Here is a 20,365-nt window from a genome sequence, read left to right as displayed (position 1 = left end):
CCGGGCAGGACGGAGCAAGCCCATCCGGGCCCGGTAGCCGTCCCCCACTGCTCGCAACACTACGCGCCACCACTGACAACGGCTCCGAGCCGGGGCGCGCCGAACCCAACGCCCCGTCATCTCTCAAGACGCACCGGCAACCGCTTGCGTTGCCTTCCCGGGCGAAACAACCCGGGCCGGGTTTCAGTTGCCGGTGACGACCGCAGCCTGCGGGCGTATCGGCAGCCGGTTCACCGGGCGGCCCGTGGCGGCCCTGACGGCGGAGGCGATGGCCGCCGGCGAGGTCACCACCGGCACCGCGCTGACCGCCTTCGCGCCGAACGGCGCGACCACGTCCCGCTCCTCGACCAGCTTCACGATGTGGATGTCCGGCGCGTCCAGCGCGGTCGGCAGGGCGTAGCCGGTGAGGTCGGGGTGGCGGACCAGGCCGCGCGGGGTGCGCAGGTTCTCGGTGAGCGCGGCGCCCAGGCCCTGGGTCACGCCCGCCTCGATCCGCGCGGCCAGCTGCGCCGGGTTCAGCACCCGGCCCACGTCCTGGGCGACCGCCAGTTCCACGACCCGTACCGAGCCGATCTCGATGTCGACGTCGACCACCGCGCGGACGGCGCAGAAGGCCATGCCGACGAAGGCGTCGCCCTGCCCGGAGGCGTCCAGCGGCTCCGTGGGATGGGGGCGGCACTGGGCGGTGGCCCACAGCTCCTTGCCGTCCAGCGCCTCGGTGACGGTGGTGGACAGCACACCGTCGTACGAGGTGATCTTGCCGTCGGTGATCTGGAGCAGCTCGGTGGACATGCCGAACTTGTGCGCGAGCGGCTGGAGGAGCTGGGTGCGGACCATCTTCGCCGCGCGTTCGACCGCGCCGCCCGACACCCACGTGTGCCGCCCGCGGCAGCCCGGCCCCGCCGGGGGCTGGTCGGTGTCGACGGGCACCACGTGCACCTCGTCGATGCCGAGGGTCTCCTGGACGATCTGCCGGGCCAGGGTGGTGAAGCCCTGGCCGGACTCGACGGCCGCGCAGAGCACGGTCGCCACGCCGCCCTGGACCCGCACGGTGGCCGTGGACACCTCGTCGGCGCCCTCCGCGCCGAGCATGTGCACCATGCCGAGGCCGTAGCCGACGCCCCGGCGGACCGCGCCCGGCTCACCCGCGCCCTCGGGGCCGCCGGGCAGCAGCCACTCGTCCTCGGGGGTGTCCTTGGGCAGCGGCGGAAGCGGGAAGTCCCGTACCGCCTGGAGGAGTTCGGCGACCGGGGCCGGGCAGGTCACGGTCTGGCCGGTGGGCAGGACGTCGCCGGTGGCCATGACGTTGCGCATGCGCAGTTCCGCCGGGTCGACGCCGAGCTTCTTGGCGAGCTTGTCCATCTGCGCCTCGTAGGCGGCGCACACCTGCATCGCGCCCTCGCCGCGCACATGGCCGGAGGGCGGGTTGTTGGTGCGTACGGCCCAGCCCTCGATGAACGCGTTCGGCACGACGTACGGGCCGCAGGCGAAGGCGACGGCGGCGGCCAGGGCGTCGGAGGAGGTGTCGGCGTAGGCGCCCGCGTCGAGCAGGATCTGCGCCTCGACCTTGACCAGTCTGCCCTCGGCGTCGGCGTGGTGGCGGTAGCGCAGGAGGGTCGGGTGGCGGTGGGTGTGCCCGAGGAAGGACTCCTCGCGCGTGGCGGCGAGTTTCACCGGGCAGCCGGTCCGCAGCGCGAGCAGGCCGAGGGGGAGCTGGAAGCTCTGGTCCTCGCGGTCGGCGGTGGCGCCGGGCACCCCCGTGACGACGATCTTCACCCGATCGGGTTCCAGGCCGAACGCGGCGGCGGCGGTGTCCCGGTCGCCGTGCGGGTCGGTGGACGCCAGGTACAGCTCCACGCCGCCGTCCGGGCGGGGCACGGCGAGACCGGCCTCGGCCCCTATGGGGGCGGGGTCCTGGCGGCCGATGCGGTACAGGCCCTCGACGACGACGTCGCCGGCCGCGTCGGGGTCGCCGTGGCGCAGCGGGATGTGCCGGATCAGGTTGCCGTCGGGGTGCAGCGGTTCGGCCTCGAAGGCCTGCTCGGGGTCGGTGACCGGGTCGAGCACCTCGTACTCCACGATCACGGCGGCGGCGGCCATCCGCGCGGTGTCGGGGTGGTCGGCGGCGACGGCGGCGAGGGGCTCGCCGTGGTGGCGTACGACCTCGGAGGCGAAGACCGGACGGTCGGCCTTGCCGCGGCCCAGCACCGGGGTGCCGGGGACGTCCTCGTGCGTGACGACCGCGCGGACGCCGGGCATCTCACGCGCGTGGGTGGTGTCGATGGAGACGATGCGCGCGTGCGGGTGCGGGGAGCGCAGCACCGCCGCCCACAGCAGGCCCTCGGCCCACAGGTCGGCGGCGTAGGGGAAGGTGCCCTCGGTCTTGGCGCGGGCGTCGGCGGCCGGGAGGGAGACGCCGAGCCCGTGCGGGACCGGTTCCGGCTCCGGGGCGGCCTCGGCGGCCCGCGCGGTGACTGTCTCGTTGCTCACGCCTGGCCTCCGTCCTGGCCGTGGGACTGGTCGTTCGGCTGGTCGTCAAGCGGGTCGTGCGGCTGGTCGTGGGGGTGCTCGTGCGGTCCGGGGGTGCCGAACGCCGAGGGGTTGACGCCGCCTGCGCCGGGGCCCGCCTGGTGCGGGATGCGGGGCGTGTCCGGATCGTCGTCGGGGTGGGACTCGGCGGACTCGGCGTGCGCCTCCCGCTCGGCGACGACCTCCTGGACGGCGTTCACCACGCCCCGGTAGCCGGAGCAGCGGCACAGGTTGCCGCACAGTGCCTGGCGGGTCTCCAGCTCGGTGGGCGCGGGGTTGCCCTCCAGGAGGTCGTGCACGGTCATCGCCATGCCCGGCACGCAGAAGCCGCACTGCACGGCGCCGCACCGCGCGAGCGCCCGCTGCACGTCCGAGGGCCGGCCGTCCTGGGCCAGACCCTCGACGGTACGGACCTCGCTGCCGGCCGCGGTGACGGCCGGCACCAGGCAGGACGCCACGAGCCGCCCGTCGACCTGGACGTTGCAGGCGCCGCACTCGCCCTGCGAGCAGCCGTCCTTGGCACCGGCCAGGCCGAGCCGCTCGCGCAGCACGTAGAGCAGCGACTCGCCGATCCAGGCGTCGCTGACGGGCCGGTCGGTGCCGTTGACACGGAGCACGTAGGAGGCGAGGGGGTGGTCGTCGTGGGGGGCGACGGAGATGCTCGGTTCGCCCGGAACGGCGTCCGGACCGTCCGCGCCACCCCGGTCGTCCCGGTCGCCCGGCGTCGCGGAACCGTCCGGGGTGCCGGGTGCGGGCGTGCCGTCCGCGCGGGCGGGCGCGTCCGGGGAGTCGGCCGCCCGCGCGGAGGCGTGCTCCGCGCCGGGGTCCGCCGGGGCCCCGGTGACGTCGTGGGCGACCTCGGAGCCCTCACCGGCGCCGGGGAGGGGCCGTGCGGTGTCCTGGGCGCCGGCGTGCGGGTGCTCCCGGCCGGCGGCCGCGGCGTCGCCCGCCGCCTCCGCGCCGCTCCGCCACTGCGGCTCCGCGGAGCCGTCGGCGGGCAGCGGCCTGGAAACACCCGACGAACGGGAACCGCCGTGTGCAGGCTGCTCGGACGCGTCCTGGGCGGGCTGCGCGCCGTAACCGTCCTGACCGGCGGGTCCGTGGGGCACGTGGCTCTCGCCCCGGCCTGGCCCGGCGGGGGGCTCCGGCCGCGCGGGACCGTCCTGGGCGGCCTGCCGACCGTAACCGTCCTGGCCGACGGGCTCGTGCGGCGCGTGGGTCTCGTCCCAGCCGGGCCCGGCGGCGGGTTCCGGCCGCGCGGGGGCGCCGTGGCCTGACTGCCCGCCATAACCGTCCTGCGCGTCCTGGGCGGGCTGTGTGCCGTAGCCGTCCTGACCGGCGGAGCCGTGCGGCGCGTGGGCTTCGCCCCGGTCTGGCCCGGCGGCGGAGGCTCCCTGGCCGGGCTGACCGCCGTAACCATCCTGCGCGTCCTGGCCGGCCTGCCCGCCGTAGCCGTCCTGGCCGGCAGGCTCGTGCGGCGCGCGGGTCTCGCCCCGGCCGGGCTCGGCGGCGGCGGATTCCGGCCGCGCGGGCGCGCCCTGGCCGGGCTGACCGCCGTAACCGTCCTGCGCGTCCTGGGCGGGCTGTGCGCCGTAGCCGTCCTGACCGGCAGGCTCGTGCAGCGCACGGGCTTCACCCCGGCCGGGCCCGGCGGCGGCGGATTCCGGCCGCGCGGAGGCTCCCTGGCCGGGCTGACCGCCGTAACCATCCTGCGCGTCCTGGCCGGCGGGCTCGTCGCGGCCGGGTGCGGCGTGGGGCTGTGGGCCGGGCTCCTGCGGGGCCCGCGCGGTGCCGTGTTCGCCGCCCTGCCGCTCGGTGTCCTGGGGGACTCCGGGGACGCCGGGTCCCCACGGGCGGCCGATGGACTGGGTGGCGGCCCAGGGAGCCGGGGCACCGCCGGGCAGGGTCGCCGGAGGGGTGCCTCCGCCCCACCCTTCGACCAGGGAGGACGTGGTGAACTCGCCCGACTCGTCCGGCAGGTCGCCGTCGGCGACGGGGATCGACCACTGGCCGGTGACGTCCTGGCCCGGCGCGGGGCGCTCCGCGGACGCCTCCTCGAAGGCCCACTGCCCGGTCGCGCCCGGCTCGTACGTGAACCGGTCCGCCGCCGGGTCCGGCCCGGCGGCCTGCGGGTCGTGCCACTGGGCGCCGTCGGCGGGTGTGCCGGGCACGGCCCAGGTGCCGGTGGCCGCCGGATCGGTGCCGCCGGTGGTCGTGGGCGTGACCGTTATCTGCGGCGGCACATAGCCGTGGCCGGGCGCGGCGAGGGGGCTCTCCATGGAGTCCAGCAGGGCGTCGATGCCCCCCTCGGGGAGGTTCACGAAGGCGGTGGCGCCGTCGTCGTAGTCGCCCTGGGGCAGCGGGTCCCAGCGGCTGCCGCCCGGGGGCCTGCCCTCTCCGTGCTGGTCGTCGGTCACGACAGCGCCCTCCCCAGTGCTCGTCGGGCCAGCGCGGCGACGGTGCGCCGCAGGTGCAGTACCGCGGGCGGAAGCGGTGGGACGGCGCCGTCCTCGCCGGGGGCGGCGTCGGGGATGCAGGCCGCGGCGACGTACTCCCCGAACGCGTTCAGTGCCTCGGGCACGATCGCGCGGTTGTTGTCCCAGTCGATGAGCTGCGCGACCCACTGCTCGGCCTCCAGGGGCCGCAGCGGCATCGGCGCGATGGCGCCCACCGCGCAGCGCACCCCGCGGCGGGCGGGGTCGAGCACCAGCGCGACGGAGGCGACCGCGCGGCCGGGGCCGGTGCGGCCGGTGGCCTTCAGGAAGACCTGGGGGGCGTGCAGCAGCGGCACGCGCACGTGGCCGATGAGCTCACCGGGGCGCAGCAGGTCCATTCCGGCCAGCAGGTGCGACACCGGGACCTCGCGGCGGACCCCGCCCGGGCCCGCGACGACCAGCGTCGCCTCCAGGGCGGCCAGTACGGGCAGCGCGTCCCCGGTCGGGGCGGCGGAGGCGATGTTGCCGCCCAGGGTGCCGGCGTTGCGGATGTGCGGCGGTCCGGCGGCCCGCGCGGAGGCGGCGAGCGCCGGGATGAGGGCGGCGAAGTCGGGGCGGCCCATACGCGCGTGGGTGAGACCGGCGCCGAGCAGCGCGTGTCCGTCCAGGTACTGCCAGCCGCGGATCTCGCTGATCTTGCCGAGGCCGACCAGCGCGGCGGGCCTGAGCTGCCCGGAGTTGACGGCGGCCATCAGGTCGGTGCCGCCCGCGACGGGCACGGCGGCGGGCATGGCGGTGAGCGCCGCCACGGCCTCGTCCAGTGTCGTGGGCAGCGTCACGGCCTGCGCCGCCTGCGGTGCGTGCGTGCTCAAAACCGGCTGCCCCTTCCCGCTGCCCCACCTGGTCCACCTGTGCGCCGTACGGTACGTGCTCACAGGGCGGACGTGGCAACTCTGGCACATCTTGACAGGTGCCGAAGACGGGGGTCCGCTAGGAGGCATTCGCCCACCTCACCCCGGACATGACCGATTTCGCCCGGCATCACCGGTGCACCGCGCGGGGCGCACTCCTCGGTGGCGACCGTGCCCGTATCGCGTGACCCGTTCGGCCGGGAGCGAACGCACGCGCGGGATCCGTTCGGTCCGGTGTCCCGGGACGGGCGGGCGCCGCGCCCCGGGACCGGACCCGGCGGAACGGGCTACCGGTTCGGCGGGGGCCCGTCGATGGGGCGTCCCAGCACGCCCGGGCGCCGCTGCCAGGGCAGCGGCCCGGTGGGCGGCCGGTAGGCGACCCCGAGGGCGTCCAGGCGCCGGTAGTGGGCGGTCATCCGCCGTTCGAAGCCGGCGAAGTCCCGGTCGGCGGGGGCGGGCAGGTCGCTCCAGGCCACCTCGGCGAGCGCGGCGAGCCGGGGGAAGGTCTGGTAGTCGACGCGCCCCTGGTCCTCCATCACCTCGGTCCACACGTTGGCCTGGGTGCCCAGTACCCGCGCGGTCTCCTCCGGCGTCAGGTCCGCCGGTACGGGCTCGAACCGGTAGACGTCCTCGAGGGTGCGCACGTACCCGATGGGCACCGGCTCCTCGGGGCCCGCGTCCTGACGGTGGTCCAGGTAGACCTGCTGCTCGGGGCACATGACCACGTCGTGTCCCGCGCGGGCGGCCGTCACGCCGCCCGCGTAGCCGCGCCAGGAGGACACCGCGGCGCCCGGTGCCAGGCCGCCCTCCAGGATCTCGTCCCAGCCGATGAGCCGGCGCCCCCGCGCGGTGAGCCAGTCGTCGAAGTGCCCGATGAACCAGGCCTGGAGCGCGTCCTCGTCGGCGAGTCCGAGGTTGCCGATCTGCTTCTGCGCGGTGTCCGAGGCGCGCCACTGGTCCTTGAGGCATTCGTCGCCGCCGATGTGCACGAACGGCGAGAACGGCCCGGCGTCCGCGGGGAACAGTTCCAGGACTTCCTCGAGGACGCCTTCGTAGAAGCGCAGGGTGTTGTCAGTGGGGGCGAGTACGTTCGGATTGATCCCCCAGGTGTCCCAGACGGTCAGGGAGGCGGTGTCGATGACATCACGGTTGCCGAGTTCCGGATACGCGGCGATGGCGGCCTGCGAGTGCCCGGGTACGTCGATTTCCGGGACGACGCTGATATGCCGCTCGGCGGCGTAGGCGACGATCTCGCGGATGTCGTCCTGGGTGTAGTGACCGCCGTGCGGCCTGTCCTCCCACAGCGGTGAGGCACGGTGGCCCTTTTTGGTGCGGGCCCGCCAGGAGCCGACCTCGGTGAGCTTCGGATACCGCTGGATCTCGATGCGCCAGCCCTGATCGTCGGTCAGGTGGAAGTGGAGCACGTTGAGTTTGTGCGCCGCCATGAGATCGAGATAGCGCAGCACGCCCTCCTTGGGCATGAAGTGCCGGGCGACGTCGAGCATCAGTCCGCGCCAGCGGAAGCGGGGGGCGTCCTCGATCGTCACGTGCGGCACCGCCCACACCCGGTCGCGGAGGAGCGGGGCCCTGCGGAACGCGTCGGGGCCGAGGAGCTGCCGCAGCGTCTGGGCGCCGCGGAAGACGCCGGCGGCGCTGCCGCCCTCGACGAGGACGCCCGTCGAGTCGCTGACGAGGCGGTACTCCTCGGGGCCGAGTCCGGAGTCGAGCCGGAGCCCGATGCCGTCCCCGTCCGTGCCCTCGGGTCCGTCGGGTCCGTCGGGTCCGTCGGGGTGTCGCCCCTCGCGCAGCGGCAGCCCGGTCGCCTGCCACAGGACGGTGCGCAGCCAGTGACCGACGCCCTCCGTCCCAGGGCCGACGTAAATGCGGGAGTGCGCCGTCAGCCGTACCTCGCCGGAACCGGCGACGACGCTGCGGGGCGCTGGAATCAGTTCGGTCACGTCAGTCCTTTACCGCGCCGCCCAGTCCGGAGACCAGACGCCGCTGCACGAGTACGAAGAAGACCAGGACGGGAATCGTCATCACGGTGGACGCCGCCATGACCCCGCCCCAGTCCGGGTCGTCGGGTTTGTAGAAGACCAGCAGCGCCATCGGCAGGGTGGACTGCGAGATGTCGCTGATGATGAACGACTTGGCGAACAGGAAGTCGTTCCAGGTGGAGATGAAGGAAAACACGCTCGTGGCGACCAGGCCCGGCAGGACGAGCGGGAAAAGGATCTGCCAGAGAAAACGGGCGCGGCTCGCCCCGTCGATGTAGGCGGCCTCCTCCAGGGCCTCCGGAACGGCTTTCACGAACCCCCTGAGCATCCAGATCGCGAACGGCAGGGAGAAAGCGATGTGGGGCAGGATCAGCGACCACAGCGTGTTCAGCTGGCCGAGGTCGCGCATGGTGAAGAACAGGGGGATGGTCAGTGCCTCCACGGGCACCATCTGGGCCACCAGAAACATGATGAGCAGCGTGGTCCGCATACGGAAGCGGAAGCGCGTCACGGCGGTCGCGGCGAGAAACGCGATCAGCGCGGAGGCGACCACCACGGCGACCGCGACGACGACACTGTTGACGAAGTACCGGCCGAATTCCTGCTGTCCGAACACCCGCCGGAAGGAGTCCAGCGTCGGCGCGAGCGTCCAGGGGCGCGGCTCGGTCGACTCGATCTCCCCGGCCGGTTTGAAGGCGCTCAGCACCATCCAGTACAGCGGGAAGGCCACCACCGCGGCGATCAGCAGCGCCGCCGACTCGGCCGCCAGCCGTCCCGGACGCCGTACGAACCGGCGCGAAGGATTCACCCGGGGTTCCCCGTCCCGGCTCACAAGGCTCACAGTTCCTCCCCCTGCCGGCGCAGCAGCCGCAGGTACACCAGCGTCACGGCGAGCAGGATCAGCAGCATCACCACGCCGATCGCCGCGCCGAGGCTGTACTGCGAGGACGCGAACGCCTCCTGGTAGGCGTAGACGTTGAGGACCAGGTTCTGGCCCGCGATGCCGCCGCCGTTGGTCATGACGTAGATCTGGGTGAAAACCTTGAAGTCCCAGATGATCGACTGGATGGTGACGACCACCAGGATCGGCCGGAGCATCGGCGCGAGGACGGAGCGCCAGATGCGCCACTGCGAGGCCCCGTCCAGGGAGGCCGCCTCCAGCACCTCGGACGGGATGGCGCGGATACCGGCGTAGACCGTCACCATCACGAACGGGAAGGAGCACCAGACCACTTCGAGCAGCACCAGGAAGAAGGCGCTGAACCGCCCGTACGTCCAGGAGTGGTCGCCGAGGCCCAGCACCCGGTTGACGGGCCCGAAGTCGGCGTCGAAGAGGAACAGCCACACGGTGGACCCGGTGATCGCCGGGGTCGCCCAGGCGCCGAGCGCGGCCAGCATCAACGCCAGCCGCGGCACGGCCCGCACCCGCGTGAGCAGCACGGCGAGCGCGCACCCCACGGCCAGCGTGCACACCACACAGGCCGCCGCGAACACCACGGTGGCCAGCAACACCTGCCAGAACTGCTCGTCACGGAAGAGCTCGGCGTAGTTCCCGAACCCCACGAACGTGGTCGGCTCCCCACCACTGACCTGCGCCTGGGTGTAGTGGAAGACCGAAATGAGCCCCAGCTGGTAGATCGGGTAGGCAAGCAGCCCCCCGAGGACCACGAGAGCGGGCGCGAGATACAACCAGGGGGTGCGGGAAGCCCCCCGGGGGCGCGGGGCCTTTCCGGATGTGCGGTGACCGCCGCGTGGGCGCGACGAGCCGCCGGCTACCGGCATCCGCACCCGATCCGCGCCCCGCGAGCTGGTGGGCACCGTCATCCGACGGAGCCAAACGCCTCGTTCATCTTCTTCGCCGCATCGCCCGAGGCCGTCGCCACATCCTTCTTACCGGCGACGATCTCCTGGAACATCGTCGGCAGCACCAGCGACGAGTCGATCTGCGCCCACGCCGGCGAGGCCGGCACGAACTTCGTGTCCGCCGCGAGCGTCTCGACGAACGGCTTCACGAAGGCCTCCTTCGCGGCCACCTGCTCCCGCACGTCGGAGAAGGTCGGCAGGAACCCCATGCCCTCGAACAGCGCACCCTGCGCCTCCTTCGACGCGAGCCGCTTCATCAGGTCGACGGCGAGGGTGCGGTGCGAGGTGGACTTCAGCACGCCGAGGTTGTTCCCGCCGGCGAACGCGGGGGCGATGGAGCCGGCCTCGACGCCCGGCAACGGTACGACGGCGTACTTGCCCTTGACCTTCCCGGCCTCGACGGCCGCGTGGCTGAAGTCGCCGCCGATCGCCATGGCCGCCTTGCCGGAGGCGAAGGCGGTCACCGTGTCGTTGCCGCCCATGCCGGCGCACTTGGCGGCGGGGCAGTTGTCGTCGCCGAAGAGCGAGGTGTAGGCCTCGATGCCCTTGCGGGCGTCCGCGCTGTCGATGGCGGAGGCGTACGAACCCCCCTTGCCGGTGGCGAGTTCGCCGCCGTGCGCCCAGATGAAGGGCATCGCCCCGTAGGTGTAGGCGCCGCCGACCGCGATGCCGTACAACTCGGGCCTGGCGGCGCGGATCTCCTTGGCGGTGGAGATCAACTCGGCCTGCGTCCCGGGGACGTCGAGACCGAGTTCCTCGAAGACGTCGGTGCGGTAGTACAGCGCGCGGACGCCGACGAAGTACGGGGCCCCGTACACCTTGCCGTCGACGGTGACCGACTGTCTGGCGGTGGGGTCGGTGTCCTTGGCCTCGTCCCAGGCGCCGAACTCCTCGGTGACGTCGGCGAGTCCGCCGTCCTTGACATAGCCGGCGGTGTCGGTGTTGCCGTACTCGATGAGGTCGGGCGCGGACTTCGGGTCGTTGAAGGCGGCCTTGATGCGCTGGGCGCGGGTCTCGACGGGTATGTACTCGACGGTGACCTCGGTGTCCTTGTGCGCCTTCTCGAACTCGGCGAGGACGGTGTCCACGACCTGTTCCTTGGGCTTGTTGCTGACCTCCTGGAAGAGCCAGACGCGCAGGGTGCCGGTCTTCTCGTCCTTGTCGGAGGAGGAGTTGCCGGAGGTCTGGGGGGCGCAGGCGGCGGTGGCGAGGACGGCCGCGACGGCGACCAGGCGGGCGGACAGCTTCATGGAGTCGCTCCTCCGAACGCGTTGCATTATATGCAACAGCTGTTTCGCTGTGCACAACACATCGGAGGCTAGGGACTGGGTGAACCGCGCCACAAGAGGTCTCAACCACTCTGTGACCGGCGGACGCACCCTGCGCAACGCGCGGACAGCACAAAGGCCCCCACGGCACGCAAAGCGCACCCTGGGGGCCTGAGGAACATCAGAACGGTCGGACGAAGCCCGGACCGGCGAGGAAAGCGGACGAGTGAGGAGGAGGAAGGGTGACTACTTGTCGCCCTTGCCCTTGCCCTTGTCGTCGCCGCCGGCGCCCATGGACTCGTAGATCTCCTTGCACATGGGGCAGACCGGGTACTTCTTCGGGTCGCGGCCGGGCACCCACACCTTGCCGCACAGCGCCACGACGGGCGTGCCGTCGAGGGCGCTCGCCATGATCTTGTCCTTCTGGACGTAATGGGCGAAGCGCTCGTGGTCGCCGTCGCCGTGGGAGGTCTGCGGCGTCGGCTCGACGAGGGTCCCCGTACCAGTCCCGCGCTCGGGCTCAAGAGTGCTCATAACAGCCAAGGGTACTGAAGCTCACAGCCATCAGTTGAGCGACGGGTCGTCCGGATACGTGGCGACCATCGCCAGTTCGCTGCGCTGGCGGCGCAGCACCTCCCGCCAGAGCCGCTCGGGGGACGGCGAGGAGACGTCGCCGGGCTCCGACTCCACGACGTACCAGGCGCCGTCCACCAGCTCGTCCTCCAGCTGGCCGGGGCCCCAGCCCGCGTATCCGGCGAAGATCCGCAGGGAGCCGAGGACGGAGGCGAGCAGCTCCGGCGGGGCCTCCAGGTCGACCAGCCCGATCGCGCCGTGCACCCGGCGCCAGCCCAGCGGCGCGGCCTCCTCCGCCGTCCCGCCCGGGACGACGGCGACCCCGAGGGCGGAGTCCAGCGACACCGGGCCGCCCTGGAAGACCACCCCTGGTTCGCCGGCCAGATCCGCCCAGCCCTCGAGGATGTCGCCCACGTCCACCGGCGTCGGACGGTTGAGGACGACACCGAGGGAGCCCTCCTCGTCGTGGTCGAGGAGGAGCACCACCGCGCGGTCGAAGTTCGGGTCCGCCAGAGCGGGAGTGGCCACGAGCAGCCGCCCTGTGAGCGAGGACACCTCGGTCATGCCAGACATGATCCCGCATCTTCCCCCCGCAGGGGGAGGCAATGCGGGTACGGGGGTGAATGCGGCCGGGAAAACGGGGGCCGCGGAGGTGACGGGCCGTGGCCGCTCCGGAACGGTTCGTGTTGTGACAGATCCATGACGGTCCCAGTCCGTACGCGGGCTTACGGAAGGGGGGTCCGGGGCGATTACGCTGTGGCTTCGAACCCCTGCCCCACTCACCACGGAACGCGAGATCCATGACCGTCAACGACGTCGATGACGTACTGCTTGTCCACGGCGGAACCCCGCTGGAGGGCGAGATCCGTGTCCGCGGTGCGAAGAACCTCGTACCGAAGGCCATGGTCGCCGCCCTGCTGGGCAGCGCCCCGAGCCGGCTGCGCAATGTTCCGGACATCCGCGACGTCCGGGTCGTACGGGGTCTGCTGCAGCTGCACGGCGTGACGGTCCGTCCCGGTGACGAGCCGGGTGAACTGGTGCTCGACCCCACGCACGTGGAGAGCGCCAACGTCGCTGACATCGATGCCCATGCCGGTTCCTCGCGGATCCCGATCCTGTTCTGCGGTCCGCTGCTGCACCGGCTCGGGCACGCGTTCATCCCGGGTCTGGGCGGCTGCGACATCGGCGGCCGGCCGATCGACTTCCACTTCGACGTGCTGCGCCAGTTCGGCGCGACCATCGAGAAGCGGGCGGACGGCCAGTACCTGGAGGCCCCGCAGCGGCTGCGCGGCACCAAGATCCGGCTGCCGTACCCGTCCGTCGGGACGACCGAGCAGGTGCTGCTGACGGCGGTGCTCGCGGAAGGCGTCACCGAGCTGTCCAACGCGGCGGTGGAGCCGGAGATCGAGGACCTGATCTGCGTCCTGCAGAAGATGGGCGCGATCATCGCGATGGACACCGACCGGACGATCCGCATCACCGGTGTGGACAAACTCGGCGGCTACACCCACCGCGCCCTCCCGGACCGCCTGGAGGCCGCCTCGTGGGCGTCCGCCGCGCTGGCGACCGAGGGCAACATCTACGTCCACGGCGCCCAGCAGCGCTCGATGATGACGTTCCTGAACACCTACCGGAAGGTCGGCGGCGCCTTCGAGATCGACGACGAGGGCATCCGTTTCTGGCACCCCGGCGGGCAGTTGAAGTCCATCGCGCTCGAGACGGACGTGCACCCCGGCTTCCAGACGGACTGGCAGCAGCCGCTGGTGGTGGCGCTGACCCAGGCGACGGGCCTGTCGATCATCCACGAGACGGTCTACGAGTCCCGCCTCGGCTTCACCTCCGCGCTCAACCAGATGGGCGCGCACATCCAGCTGTACCGCGAGTGCCTGGGCGGCTCCGACTGCCGCTTCGGCCAGCGCAACTTCCTGCACTCGGCGGTCGTCTCGGGCCCGACCCGCCTCCAGGGCGCCGACCTGGTCATCCCCGACCTGCGCGGCGGCTTCTCCTACCTCATCGCCGCCCTCGCCGCCCAGGGCACCTCCCGCGTCCACGGCATCGACCTGATCAACCGAGGCTACGAGAACTTCATGGAGAAGCTCGTGGAACTGGGCGCCAAGGTCGAACTCCCCGGCAAGGCCCTCGGATAGTCCCGCCCCGCACGAACACATACGCCGTTGGGGCGGTCACCTGATACCGGTGACCGCCCCAACGGCGTATGTGGAACGTGCGCGAGGGGCGCGGGGAACTGCGCGACCAGCCACAACGGACCCGCAGTTGCCCACCGCGCTCTCAGCGGAGCGCTTACTTGCCCTTGGCCGCTTCCTTGAGCTTCGAGCCCGCCGACACCTTCACGCTGTACCCCGCGGGGATCTGGATCGGCTCACCGGTCTGCGGGTTGCGCGCGGTACGAGCGGCCCGGTGGGTGCGCTCGAAGGTCAGGAAGCCGGGGACGGTGACCTTCTCGTCGCCCTTGGAGACGATGTCGCCGACGACCTCGGCGAACGCGGCCAGCACGGCGTCGGCGTCCTTGCGGGTCACCTCGGCGCGGTCGGCCAGCGCGGCCACCAGCTCACTGCGGTTCATGTTCTTACTCCCGTGTTCTTCTTGCCGTTGAGGCGTGCCACGCGGCACGAGCCGCGTGTGGGGCACGGCGAAGCCGATGCTGCCAGGTTCCTCGGTGAGTCCCCGGACCCGGGTCCGTCGTCAGACCCTCGCGCCCAGGGACGCATCCTGCCTCTACCAGCGGTGGTAGCGCCAATCCGGCCACCCGCAGGGAGTCGTGCGTACACCCGTGGGAGTCACACGACGAGCGGCACGGGCGGGATGCGGTGACGCTCCGTCCGCTTCCGGCAGCGGACAGCAGGGGCCGGAGCCCGGGTCTGGCCGCCACGATAGAGGGCCGCCAGGACCTACGGGTTCCACGACGCGCCGGGTGAAACCGGCCGTGGTGATCCTCACAGCCCCCGCACCGCCGGGTGTCTACGCCCCCACGGCCTTCGCCGCGTCGCGCACCGCGCCGGCGACCGCGCCCGCGACCTTGTCGTTGAACACGCTGGGGATGATGTAGTTCGGGTTCAGCTCGTCCTCGGTGACCACATCGGCCAGCGCCTTCGCGGCGGCCAGCATCATCTCCGTGTTGACGGTGCGGGACTGCGCGTCCAGCAGACCGCGGAACACCCCCGGGAACACCAGCACGTTGTTGATCTGGTTGGGGAAGTCGGAGCGGCCGGTGGCCACAACGGCCGCCGTCTCGCGGGCGATTGCCGGGTCGACCTCCGGATCGGGGTTCGCGAGCGCGAACACGATGGCGCCCTCGGCCATCGCCGCGACGTCCTCGCCGTCGAGGACGTTGGGGGCGGAGACGCCGATGAAGACGTCCGCGCCGCGCACGGCCTCCTTCAGCGTGCCGGTGAGGTTCTCGGGGTTGGTGTTGTCGGCGATCCAGCACAGGGCGGAACCGGGGACGGCGTCCACCAGGTCCTCGCGGCCGGCGTGCACCACACCGTGGATGTCGGCCACCACGGCGTTCTTCACACCGGCGGCGAGCAGCAGCTTCAGAATGGCCGTACCGGCCGCGCCGGCACCGGACATCACGACGCGGATGCCGTCGATCGACTTGCCGGTGACGCGCAGCGCGTTGGTGAGCGCCGACAGGACGACGATCGCGGTGCCGTGCTGGTCGTCGTGGAAGACGGGGATGTCGAGGGCCTCGCGCAGCCGGGCCTCGATCTCGAAGCAGCGCGGCGCGGAGATGTCCTCCAGGTTGATGCCGGCGAAGCCCGGGGCAATGGCCTTGACGATCTCCACGATCGCGTCGGTGTCCTGGGTGTCCAGGCAGAGCGGCCAGGCGTCGATGCCGGCGAACCGCTTGAACAGGGCGGCCTTGCCCTCCATGACCGGCAGCGCGGCCTTGGGGCCGATGTTGCCCAGGCCCAGTACGGCGGAGCCGTCCGTCACGACCGCAACGGAGTTGCGCTTGATGGTGAGGCGGCGGGCGTCCTCGGGGTTCTCGGCGATCGCCATGCAGACCCGGGCCACACCGGGGGTGTAGACCATGGAGAGGTCGTCACGGTTGCGGATGGGGTGCTTCGACGCCATCTCGATCTTGCCGCCGAGGTGCATCAGGAACGTACGGTCGGAGACCTTGCCCAGCGTGACGCCCTCGATGGCGCGCAGCTGTTCGACGATCTCCTCGGCGTGGGCGGTGGAGGTGGCGGCGATGGTGACGTCGATGCGCAGTCGCTCGTGGCCGGACGCCGTCACGTCGAGGCCGGTCACCGAGCCTCCGTGGGACTCGACTGCCCCGGTGAGCTGGGAGACCGCGGTTCCGCCCGCGGGCACCTCCAGCCGGATGGTCATCGAGTAGGAGACGCTGGGCGCCGTTGCCATGGCCGACTTCCTCTGCTTTTACCGTGTCGCGAAATGTGCCGTCCGATCGTCGCACCTACCCCCGAGTACGTGGTAGCCGCCTGGGATTGCGGACGTTTTGTTCACTGGCACGTGCCGTCTACCGGAAAACAGTTTCCACCATACGAGAGGAGAGACGGCAGCAAAAGAGGCCCACGTCACTTCGGAAGTGACGTGGGCCTCTCACACGCTTGGTGACACCGACCCGCCATGCTCGCCTCGCGGCAAGTGGTCGCTCGTAGCGACGAAGGTTGGGCCCGGGGGCTTGGATCGGGCCGGTGCCACATCCAGGCTAACAAACGGATGCCGCGGGACCATTCCCGTGGCACCCGCGCTTTTCCCGCGGGTCCGGCACCCTCACTCCCTCAGCAGATCGGGCACCCCGTCGGCGTCCGGTTCGTCGCGGTCCGCGGAGACGACCGTGAGCTGCTGGGTGGCCCGGGTGAGGGCGACGTAGAGCACGCGCAGCCCGGCCGGGGACTCGTCGGCGATCTCCGCGGGGGAGACGACGATCGACGCGTCGTACTCCAGGCCCTTGGCCTCCAGGCTGCCGAGCGCCACCACACGGTCTCCGAGCCCTTCGAGCCAGCGCCGGGCCTCCGCGCGGCGCTGCATGGCGACCACCACGCCGACGGTGCCGTCCACCCGCTCCAGCAGCCGGGCCGCCTCCGCGCGCACGGTCTCCCCCAGGGAGCCCTCCGTGACGGCGAACCGCGGCTCGACGCCGGTGGAGCGTACGGCCCTCGGCGACGGGGAGCCGGGCATGGCGAGGGCGAGCACCCGCGACGCCAGCTCGGCGATCTCCGCCGGGTTGCGGTAGTTCACGGTCAGCTCGAAACGGCGGCGCGGCCGGGTGCCGAGCGCCTCGTCGCGGGCCTGGGCGGCCTCGTCGGGGTCGGACCAGGAGGACTGGGCCGGGTCCCCGACGATCGTCCAGGTGGCGTGCCGGCCACGACGGCCGACCATGCGCCACTGCAGCGGGGTGAGGTCCTGCGCCTCGTCGACGATGACGTGCGCGTACTCGACGCGTTCCTGGGCGAGCCGCTCGGCCCGCTCGCGCTGGCTCTCCTCACGCACCGGCATCAGCTCCTCCAGGCCGGTGAGCTGGTCCAGCGGGTCGAGCTCGCGCTTCCTGCGGGGCTTGGCCGGGGCGCCGAGGATCGCCTGGAGCTCGTCGAGCATCGCGACGTCGTGCACGGAGTGCCCGTCCCGCTTCAGCGAACGGGCGACCTTGCGCACCTCGCCCGGGTTGAGGATCCGCCGGGCCCAGCGGCCCAGGCGCTTCTCGTCGGCCATGGCGTCGAGGACGGCGGCCGGGGTCAGCTCGGGCCACCAGGCGTCGAGGAAGCCGGTGAAGTCGTCCTCGGAGGTGATGTCCTCGTCGAAGGAGGCGCGCAGCTCGGCGGCCAGCTCCGGGTCGGTGTGCCGGTGGCCGGCTCCGGAGCGCTCCCAGAGGGCGTCCAGGAGCAGCTTGCGGGCACGGGGGCGCAGCAGGTTGACCGGGGCGGTGCCGCCGAGGGCGGTGCGGCGGATGTCCGCCAGCTCCTCGGCCTCCAGTTCCAGCCGGCGGCCGAACGCGACGACGCGCAGCCGCTGGGGTGAATCGTTCGTTTCGAGTGCTCCGCGCGCGGCCTTCCGCAGCACCTTGAGCATGCGGTACGAGCCCTTGGCGCGGGCCACCGACGGGGAGTCGTACAGCGTGGCCTCGGCGCCGTCGACCAGGGAGCCGATGGCGCGGATGGCGACCTGGCCCTCCTCGCCGAGGGAGGGCAGCACGCCCTCGGTGTAGGCGACGAGGAGCGGGGTGGGCGAGACGATCAGGATGCCGCCCGCGTACCGGCGCCGGTCCTGGTAGAGCAGGTAGGCCGCGCGGTGCAGGGCGACGGCGGTCTTGCCGGTGCCGGGCCCGCCCTCGACGTACGTCACGGAGGCGGCGGGGGCGCGGATCACCAGGTCCTGCTCGGCCTGGATGGAGGCGACGATGTCGCGCATGGTGTGCGTACGGGCCTGGCCCAGCGCGGCCATGAGGGCGCCGTCGCCGATCACCGGCAGTTCGCGTCCGTCCAGGGACGCCGTCAGCTCGGGGCGCATCAGGTCGTCCTCGACGCTCTGGACCTTGCGCCCCTTGGAGCGGATGACGCGGCGCCGCACGACCCGGCCGGGGTCGACCGGGGTGGAGCGGTAGAAGGGGGCGGCCGCGGGCGCCCGCCAGTCGATGACCAGCGGGGCGTAGTCCTCGTCGAGGACGCCGATCCGGCCGATGTGCAGGGTCTCGGCGATGTCGGCGGTGTTGTCGGGCCTGATGGCCCCGTCGGCCGGTTCCACGGCGGTGTACGCGCCGTCCGGGCCCTTCTTGCCGTCCTTGCCGGGCAGCAGGTCGATCCGGCCGAAGAGGAAGTCCTCGTACTCGTTGTTCAGCCGGTTGAGGTGGATGCCGGCCCGGAACACCTGGGCGTCCCGCTCGGCGAGGGCGCCGGGCGTGCCGACGTGGCCGCGCCGGGCGGCGTCGGCCATGAGGAACTCCGCCTCGTGGATCTTCTCCTCGAGGCGCCGGTACACCCGGTCCAGGTGTTCCTGTTCGACTCGGATCTCCCGGTCCCGAACGGAGTCGTGAACCGGTTCGACCGCGGTTTCCTGTTGCGCCTGAGCGGCCACCGGGCCCCCTTCTGACGTGCTGGGCAGCCGTCAACCGTACGCGAAGGGGGCCCGTCGAGGCTACGCGTCCACTTCCACCAGCAGCTTGCCGTCGAAGGTCATGACCTCGAAGTGGTCGATCTCGTTGGGCTCGAACGCGGCGCCGCCCTCGATGTAGAGCGGCTGGCGGGCCTTGTCGGTCTTGGCGTCCGGCAGGCCGTAGCCCCACTCCGGGACGGACCAGGACGTGACGGTCTCCCGCTCGCCGTTCTTGCCGACGGCGATCAGGGAGCACTTCTGCGCGCCCGTGACGTTCTTCAGCTCCAGCACCGCGCCGGTGCCCCAGGTCTTCTCCTCCAGCGCCACGGTCGCGGAGACCTTGGTGCCGGGGTCGGTGGCGGAGATCTTGTCGGGGGCGCGGTCGAAGGCGTCCTTGGCGGAGTCGGCCGCGAGCGTCCGGTTGGTACCGCTCCCGCCTCCGCCGCTCTCGTCGCTCCCGCCGCTCGCGGCGACGGCGACGAACGGGCCGCTGACGATCAGGGCGCCCGCGGCGGCCACCATGTAGAAGTTGCGGCGGCGCTTCCTGGCGCGGCGCTCGGCGACCTCGTCGACCAGTTTCTCCACCACGCGGGGCGAGGGCTTGGCGGACAGGGACTCGCCCAGGGCGGGCGTCCCGGTGCCGGGCAGGTCGGCGAGCGCGGCCAGCATCGGTTCCATACCGGCGAGTTCGTCGAGTTGCTGGGCGCACCATTCGCAGGACGCGAGGTGGGCCTCGAAAGCGGTGGCTTCGGCGTCGTCGAGGATACCGAGGGCGTAAGCACCGACGGTCTCGTGCTCGTTCGGCACCGGTGATCCCTCCATGGCACCAGACATACCCGTACCGCCCGTGCCGAATCCCTGGTTTCCCCCGTACACACTCATCACGCCGTCACCCCCCGCTCCTCCAGAGCCAGCTTCATCGACCGCAGGGCGTAGAACACCCGGGAGCGGACGGTGCCGCTGGGTATGCCGAGTGTCTGCGCCGCCTCATTGACGGTACGCCCTTTGAAGTACGTCTCGACGAGGACCTCCCGGTGGGCCGGGGTCAGGTCGTCGAGCGCGTCCGACAGCGTCATCAGCCACAGCGCCTTGTCGATCTCGTCCTCCGCGGGGATGACCTCCAGCGGCGACGGATCGACCTCCTGCGGCCGGGCCTGCCGGCTGCGGTGGCCGTCGATGACGATGCGCCGGGCGACCGTCACCAGCCAGGGGCGTACCGAACCGGTCGCCCGATTGAGCTGACCGGCGTTCTTCCAGGCACGGATGAGCGTTTCCTGTACGACGTCCTCGGCGCGCTGCCGGTCTCCGGCGACCAGCCGCAGGACGTAGGCCAGCAACGGCCCGGCGTGCTCGCGATACAGCGCACGCATCAACTCCTCGTCGGGTTCCGAGGGCTGTGAGGACATGCGATGTCGGGCCCTCGCTCCACGTTCATTGGCCACGGCCGCATCCTTGCGCACGCCCACCTCCGGTGTCCGGGGGATCCCCCAGTCGGTCGCTCGACAACCGGTACGGACGGCGGGGGCGGGGTGTTCAACGGAAGTCGGCGGATTTCTGCGGGCCGGGGCGCCGACCGGGACATGAGTGCACATTCTCCCCGCCACTTCTTTACATTTCCGACACAGCGGTGGAGGCGGTCGCGCCTGCCGTGACCCGGCGGGGTCGAACGCGGGTGTAACGGACGTCACTTCAACGCCATACGCCCCACG

15 protein-coding genes are annotated in these 20,365 nt (G+C 72.1%); 1 reads left to right on the top strand and 14 read right to left on the bottom strand.

The features are described 5' to 3' along the window. Positions 1–183 precede the first annotated feature (183 nt). The 9 genes from ACZ434_RS00245 to ACZ434_RS00205 form a co-directional block, all read right to left on the bottom strand. Positions 184–2,490, bottom strand: coding sequence for a xanthine dehydrogenase family protein molybdopterin-binding subunit (locus ACZ434_RS00245; protein WP_468450159.1), 2,307 nt, complete (start codon positions 2,488–2,490; stop codon positions 184–186). Continuing rightward, entirely contained in the window at positions 2,487–4,946 is a 2,460-nt protein-coding gene (locus tag ACZ434_RS00240) for a 2Fe-2S iron-sulfur cluster-binding protein (RefSeq protein ID WP_468450157.1), read from the bottom strand. The genes ACZ434_RS00245 and ACZ434_RS00240 overlap by 4 nt, the downstream gene beginning before the upstream one ends. Beyond that, entirely contained in the window at positions 4,943–5,836 is an 894-nt protein-coding gene (locus tag ACZ434_RS00235; protein WP_468450155.1) for an FAD binding domain-containing protein, read from the bottom strand. The genes ACZ434_RS00240 and ACZ434_RS00235 overlap by 4 nt, the downstream gene beginning before the upstream one ends. A 326-nt stretch (positions 5,837–6,162) precedes the next feature. Continuing rightward, entirely contained in the window at positions 6,163–7,833 is a 1,671-nt protein-coding gene (locus ACZ434_RS00230) for a beta-N-acetylhexosaminidase (RefSeq protein WP_468450153.1), read from the bottom strand. 1 nt (position 7,834) lies between these two features. Beyond that, the gene (locus tag ACZ434_RS00225; RefSeq protein WP_468450151.1) at positions 7,835–8,680 is read right to left on the bottom strand and encodes a carbohydrate ABC transporter permease; all 846 of its coding nucleotides are present in this window, start codon (positions 8,678–8,680) and stop codon (positions 7,835–7,837) included. 29 nt (positions 8,681–8,709) lie between these two features. Then, complete coding sequence (locus tag ACZ434_RS00220; protein ID WP_468451742.1) at positions 8,710–9,654, bottom strand: carbohydrate ABC transporter permease; 945 nt, start codon at positions 9,652–9,654, stop codon at positions 8,710–8,712. Positions 9,655–9,692: 38 nt separating this feature from the next. Next, positions 9,693–10,985: an extracellular solute-binding protein gene (locus ACZ434_RS00215; protein ID WP_468450149.1), complete on the bottom strand. Its 1,293-nt coding sequence runs from the start codon at positions 10,983–10,985 to the stop codon at positions 9,693–9,695. Positions 10,986–11,249: 264 nt separating this feature from the next. Then, the gene (locus ACZ434_RS00210; protein WP_019754409.1) at positions 11,250–11,537 is read right to left on the bottom strand and encodes a DUF3039 domain-containing protein; all 288 of its coding nucleotides are present in this window, start codon (positions 11,535–11,537) and stop codon (positions 11,250–11,252) included. A 30-nt stretch (positions 11,538–11,567) separates the two neighbouring features. Next, positions 11,568–12,140, bottom strand: a complete 573-nt coding sequence (locus ACZ434_RS00205; protein ID WP_468450147.1) for a YqgE/AlgH family protein — start codon at positions 12,138–12,140, stop codon at positions 11,568–11,570. Between the two features lie 236 nt (positions 12,141–12,376). Between ACZ434_RS00205 and murA the strand changes: the two genes are divergently transcribed. After that, positions 12,377–13,723 carry a UDP-N-acetylglucosamine 1-carboxyvinyltransferase gene (murA, locus tag ACZ434_RS00200; RefSeq protein WP_468450145.1) on the top strand — a complete coding sequence of 449 codons (1,347 nt, stop codon included), beginning with the start codon at positions 12,377–12,379 and terminating at the stop codon, positions 13,721–13,723. 154 nt (positions 13,724–13,877) lie between these two features. Here the strand turns inward: murA and ACZ434_RS00195 are convergent, their stop codons facing one another. From ACZ434_RS00195 to ACZ434_RS00175, 5 genes are all read right to left on the bottom strand, one after another. Continuing rightward, on the bottom strand, positions 13,878–14,159 hold the full coding sequence (locus ACZ434_RS00195) for an HU family DNA-binding protein (RefSeq protein WP_004987462.1): 282 nt from the start codon (positions 14,157–14,159) through the stop codon (positions 13,878–13,880). Between the two features lie 396 nt (positions 14,160–14,555). Then, positions 14,556–15,965: an NAD-dependent malic enzyme gene (locus ACZ434_RS00190; protein WP_468450142.1), complete on the bottom strand. Its 1,410-nt coding sequence runs from the start codon at positions 15,963–15,965 to the stop codon at positions 14,556–14,558. Between the two features lie 375 nt (positions 15,966–16,340). Next, positions 16,341–18,638 (bottom strand): HelD family protein, encoded by a 2,298-nt coding sequence (locus ACZ434_RS00185; RefSeq protein WP_468450140.1) that lies wholly within the window; start codon positions 18,636–18,638, stop codon positions 16,341–16,343. A gap of 60 nt (positions 18,639–18,698) precedes the next feature. Beyond that, positions 18,699–19,463, bottom strand: a complete 765-nt coding sequence (locus ACZ434_RS00180) for an anti-sigma factor family protein (protein ID WP_468450138.1) — start codon at positions 19,461–19,463, stop codon at positions 18,699–18,701. A 74-nt stretch (positions 19,464–19,537) separates the two neighbouring features. Beyond that, a complete protein-coding gene (locus ACZ434_RS00175; RefSeq protein WP_004930798.1) occupies positions 19,538–20,122 on the bottom strand; it encodes a sigma-70 family RNA polymerase sigma factor in 585 nt (194 codons plus the stop codon). Positions 20,123–20,365: the final 243 nt, after the last annotated feature.

It is taken from the genome of Streptomyces sp. NPDC030893, from assembly GCF_055571535.1.
Note: the sequence above shows the minus strand (reverse complement) of the source record. Positions and strands in the feature narration are given on the sequence as shown.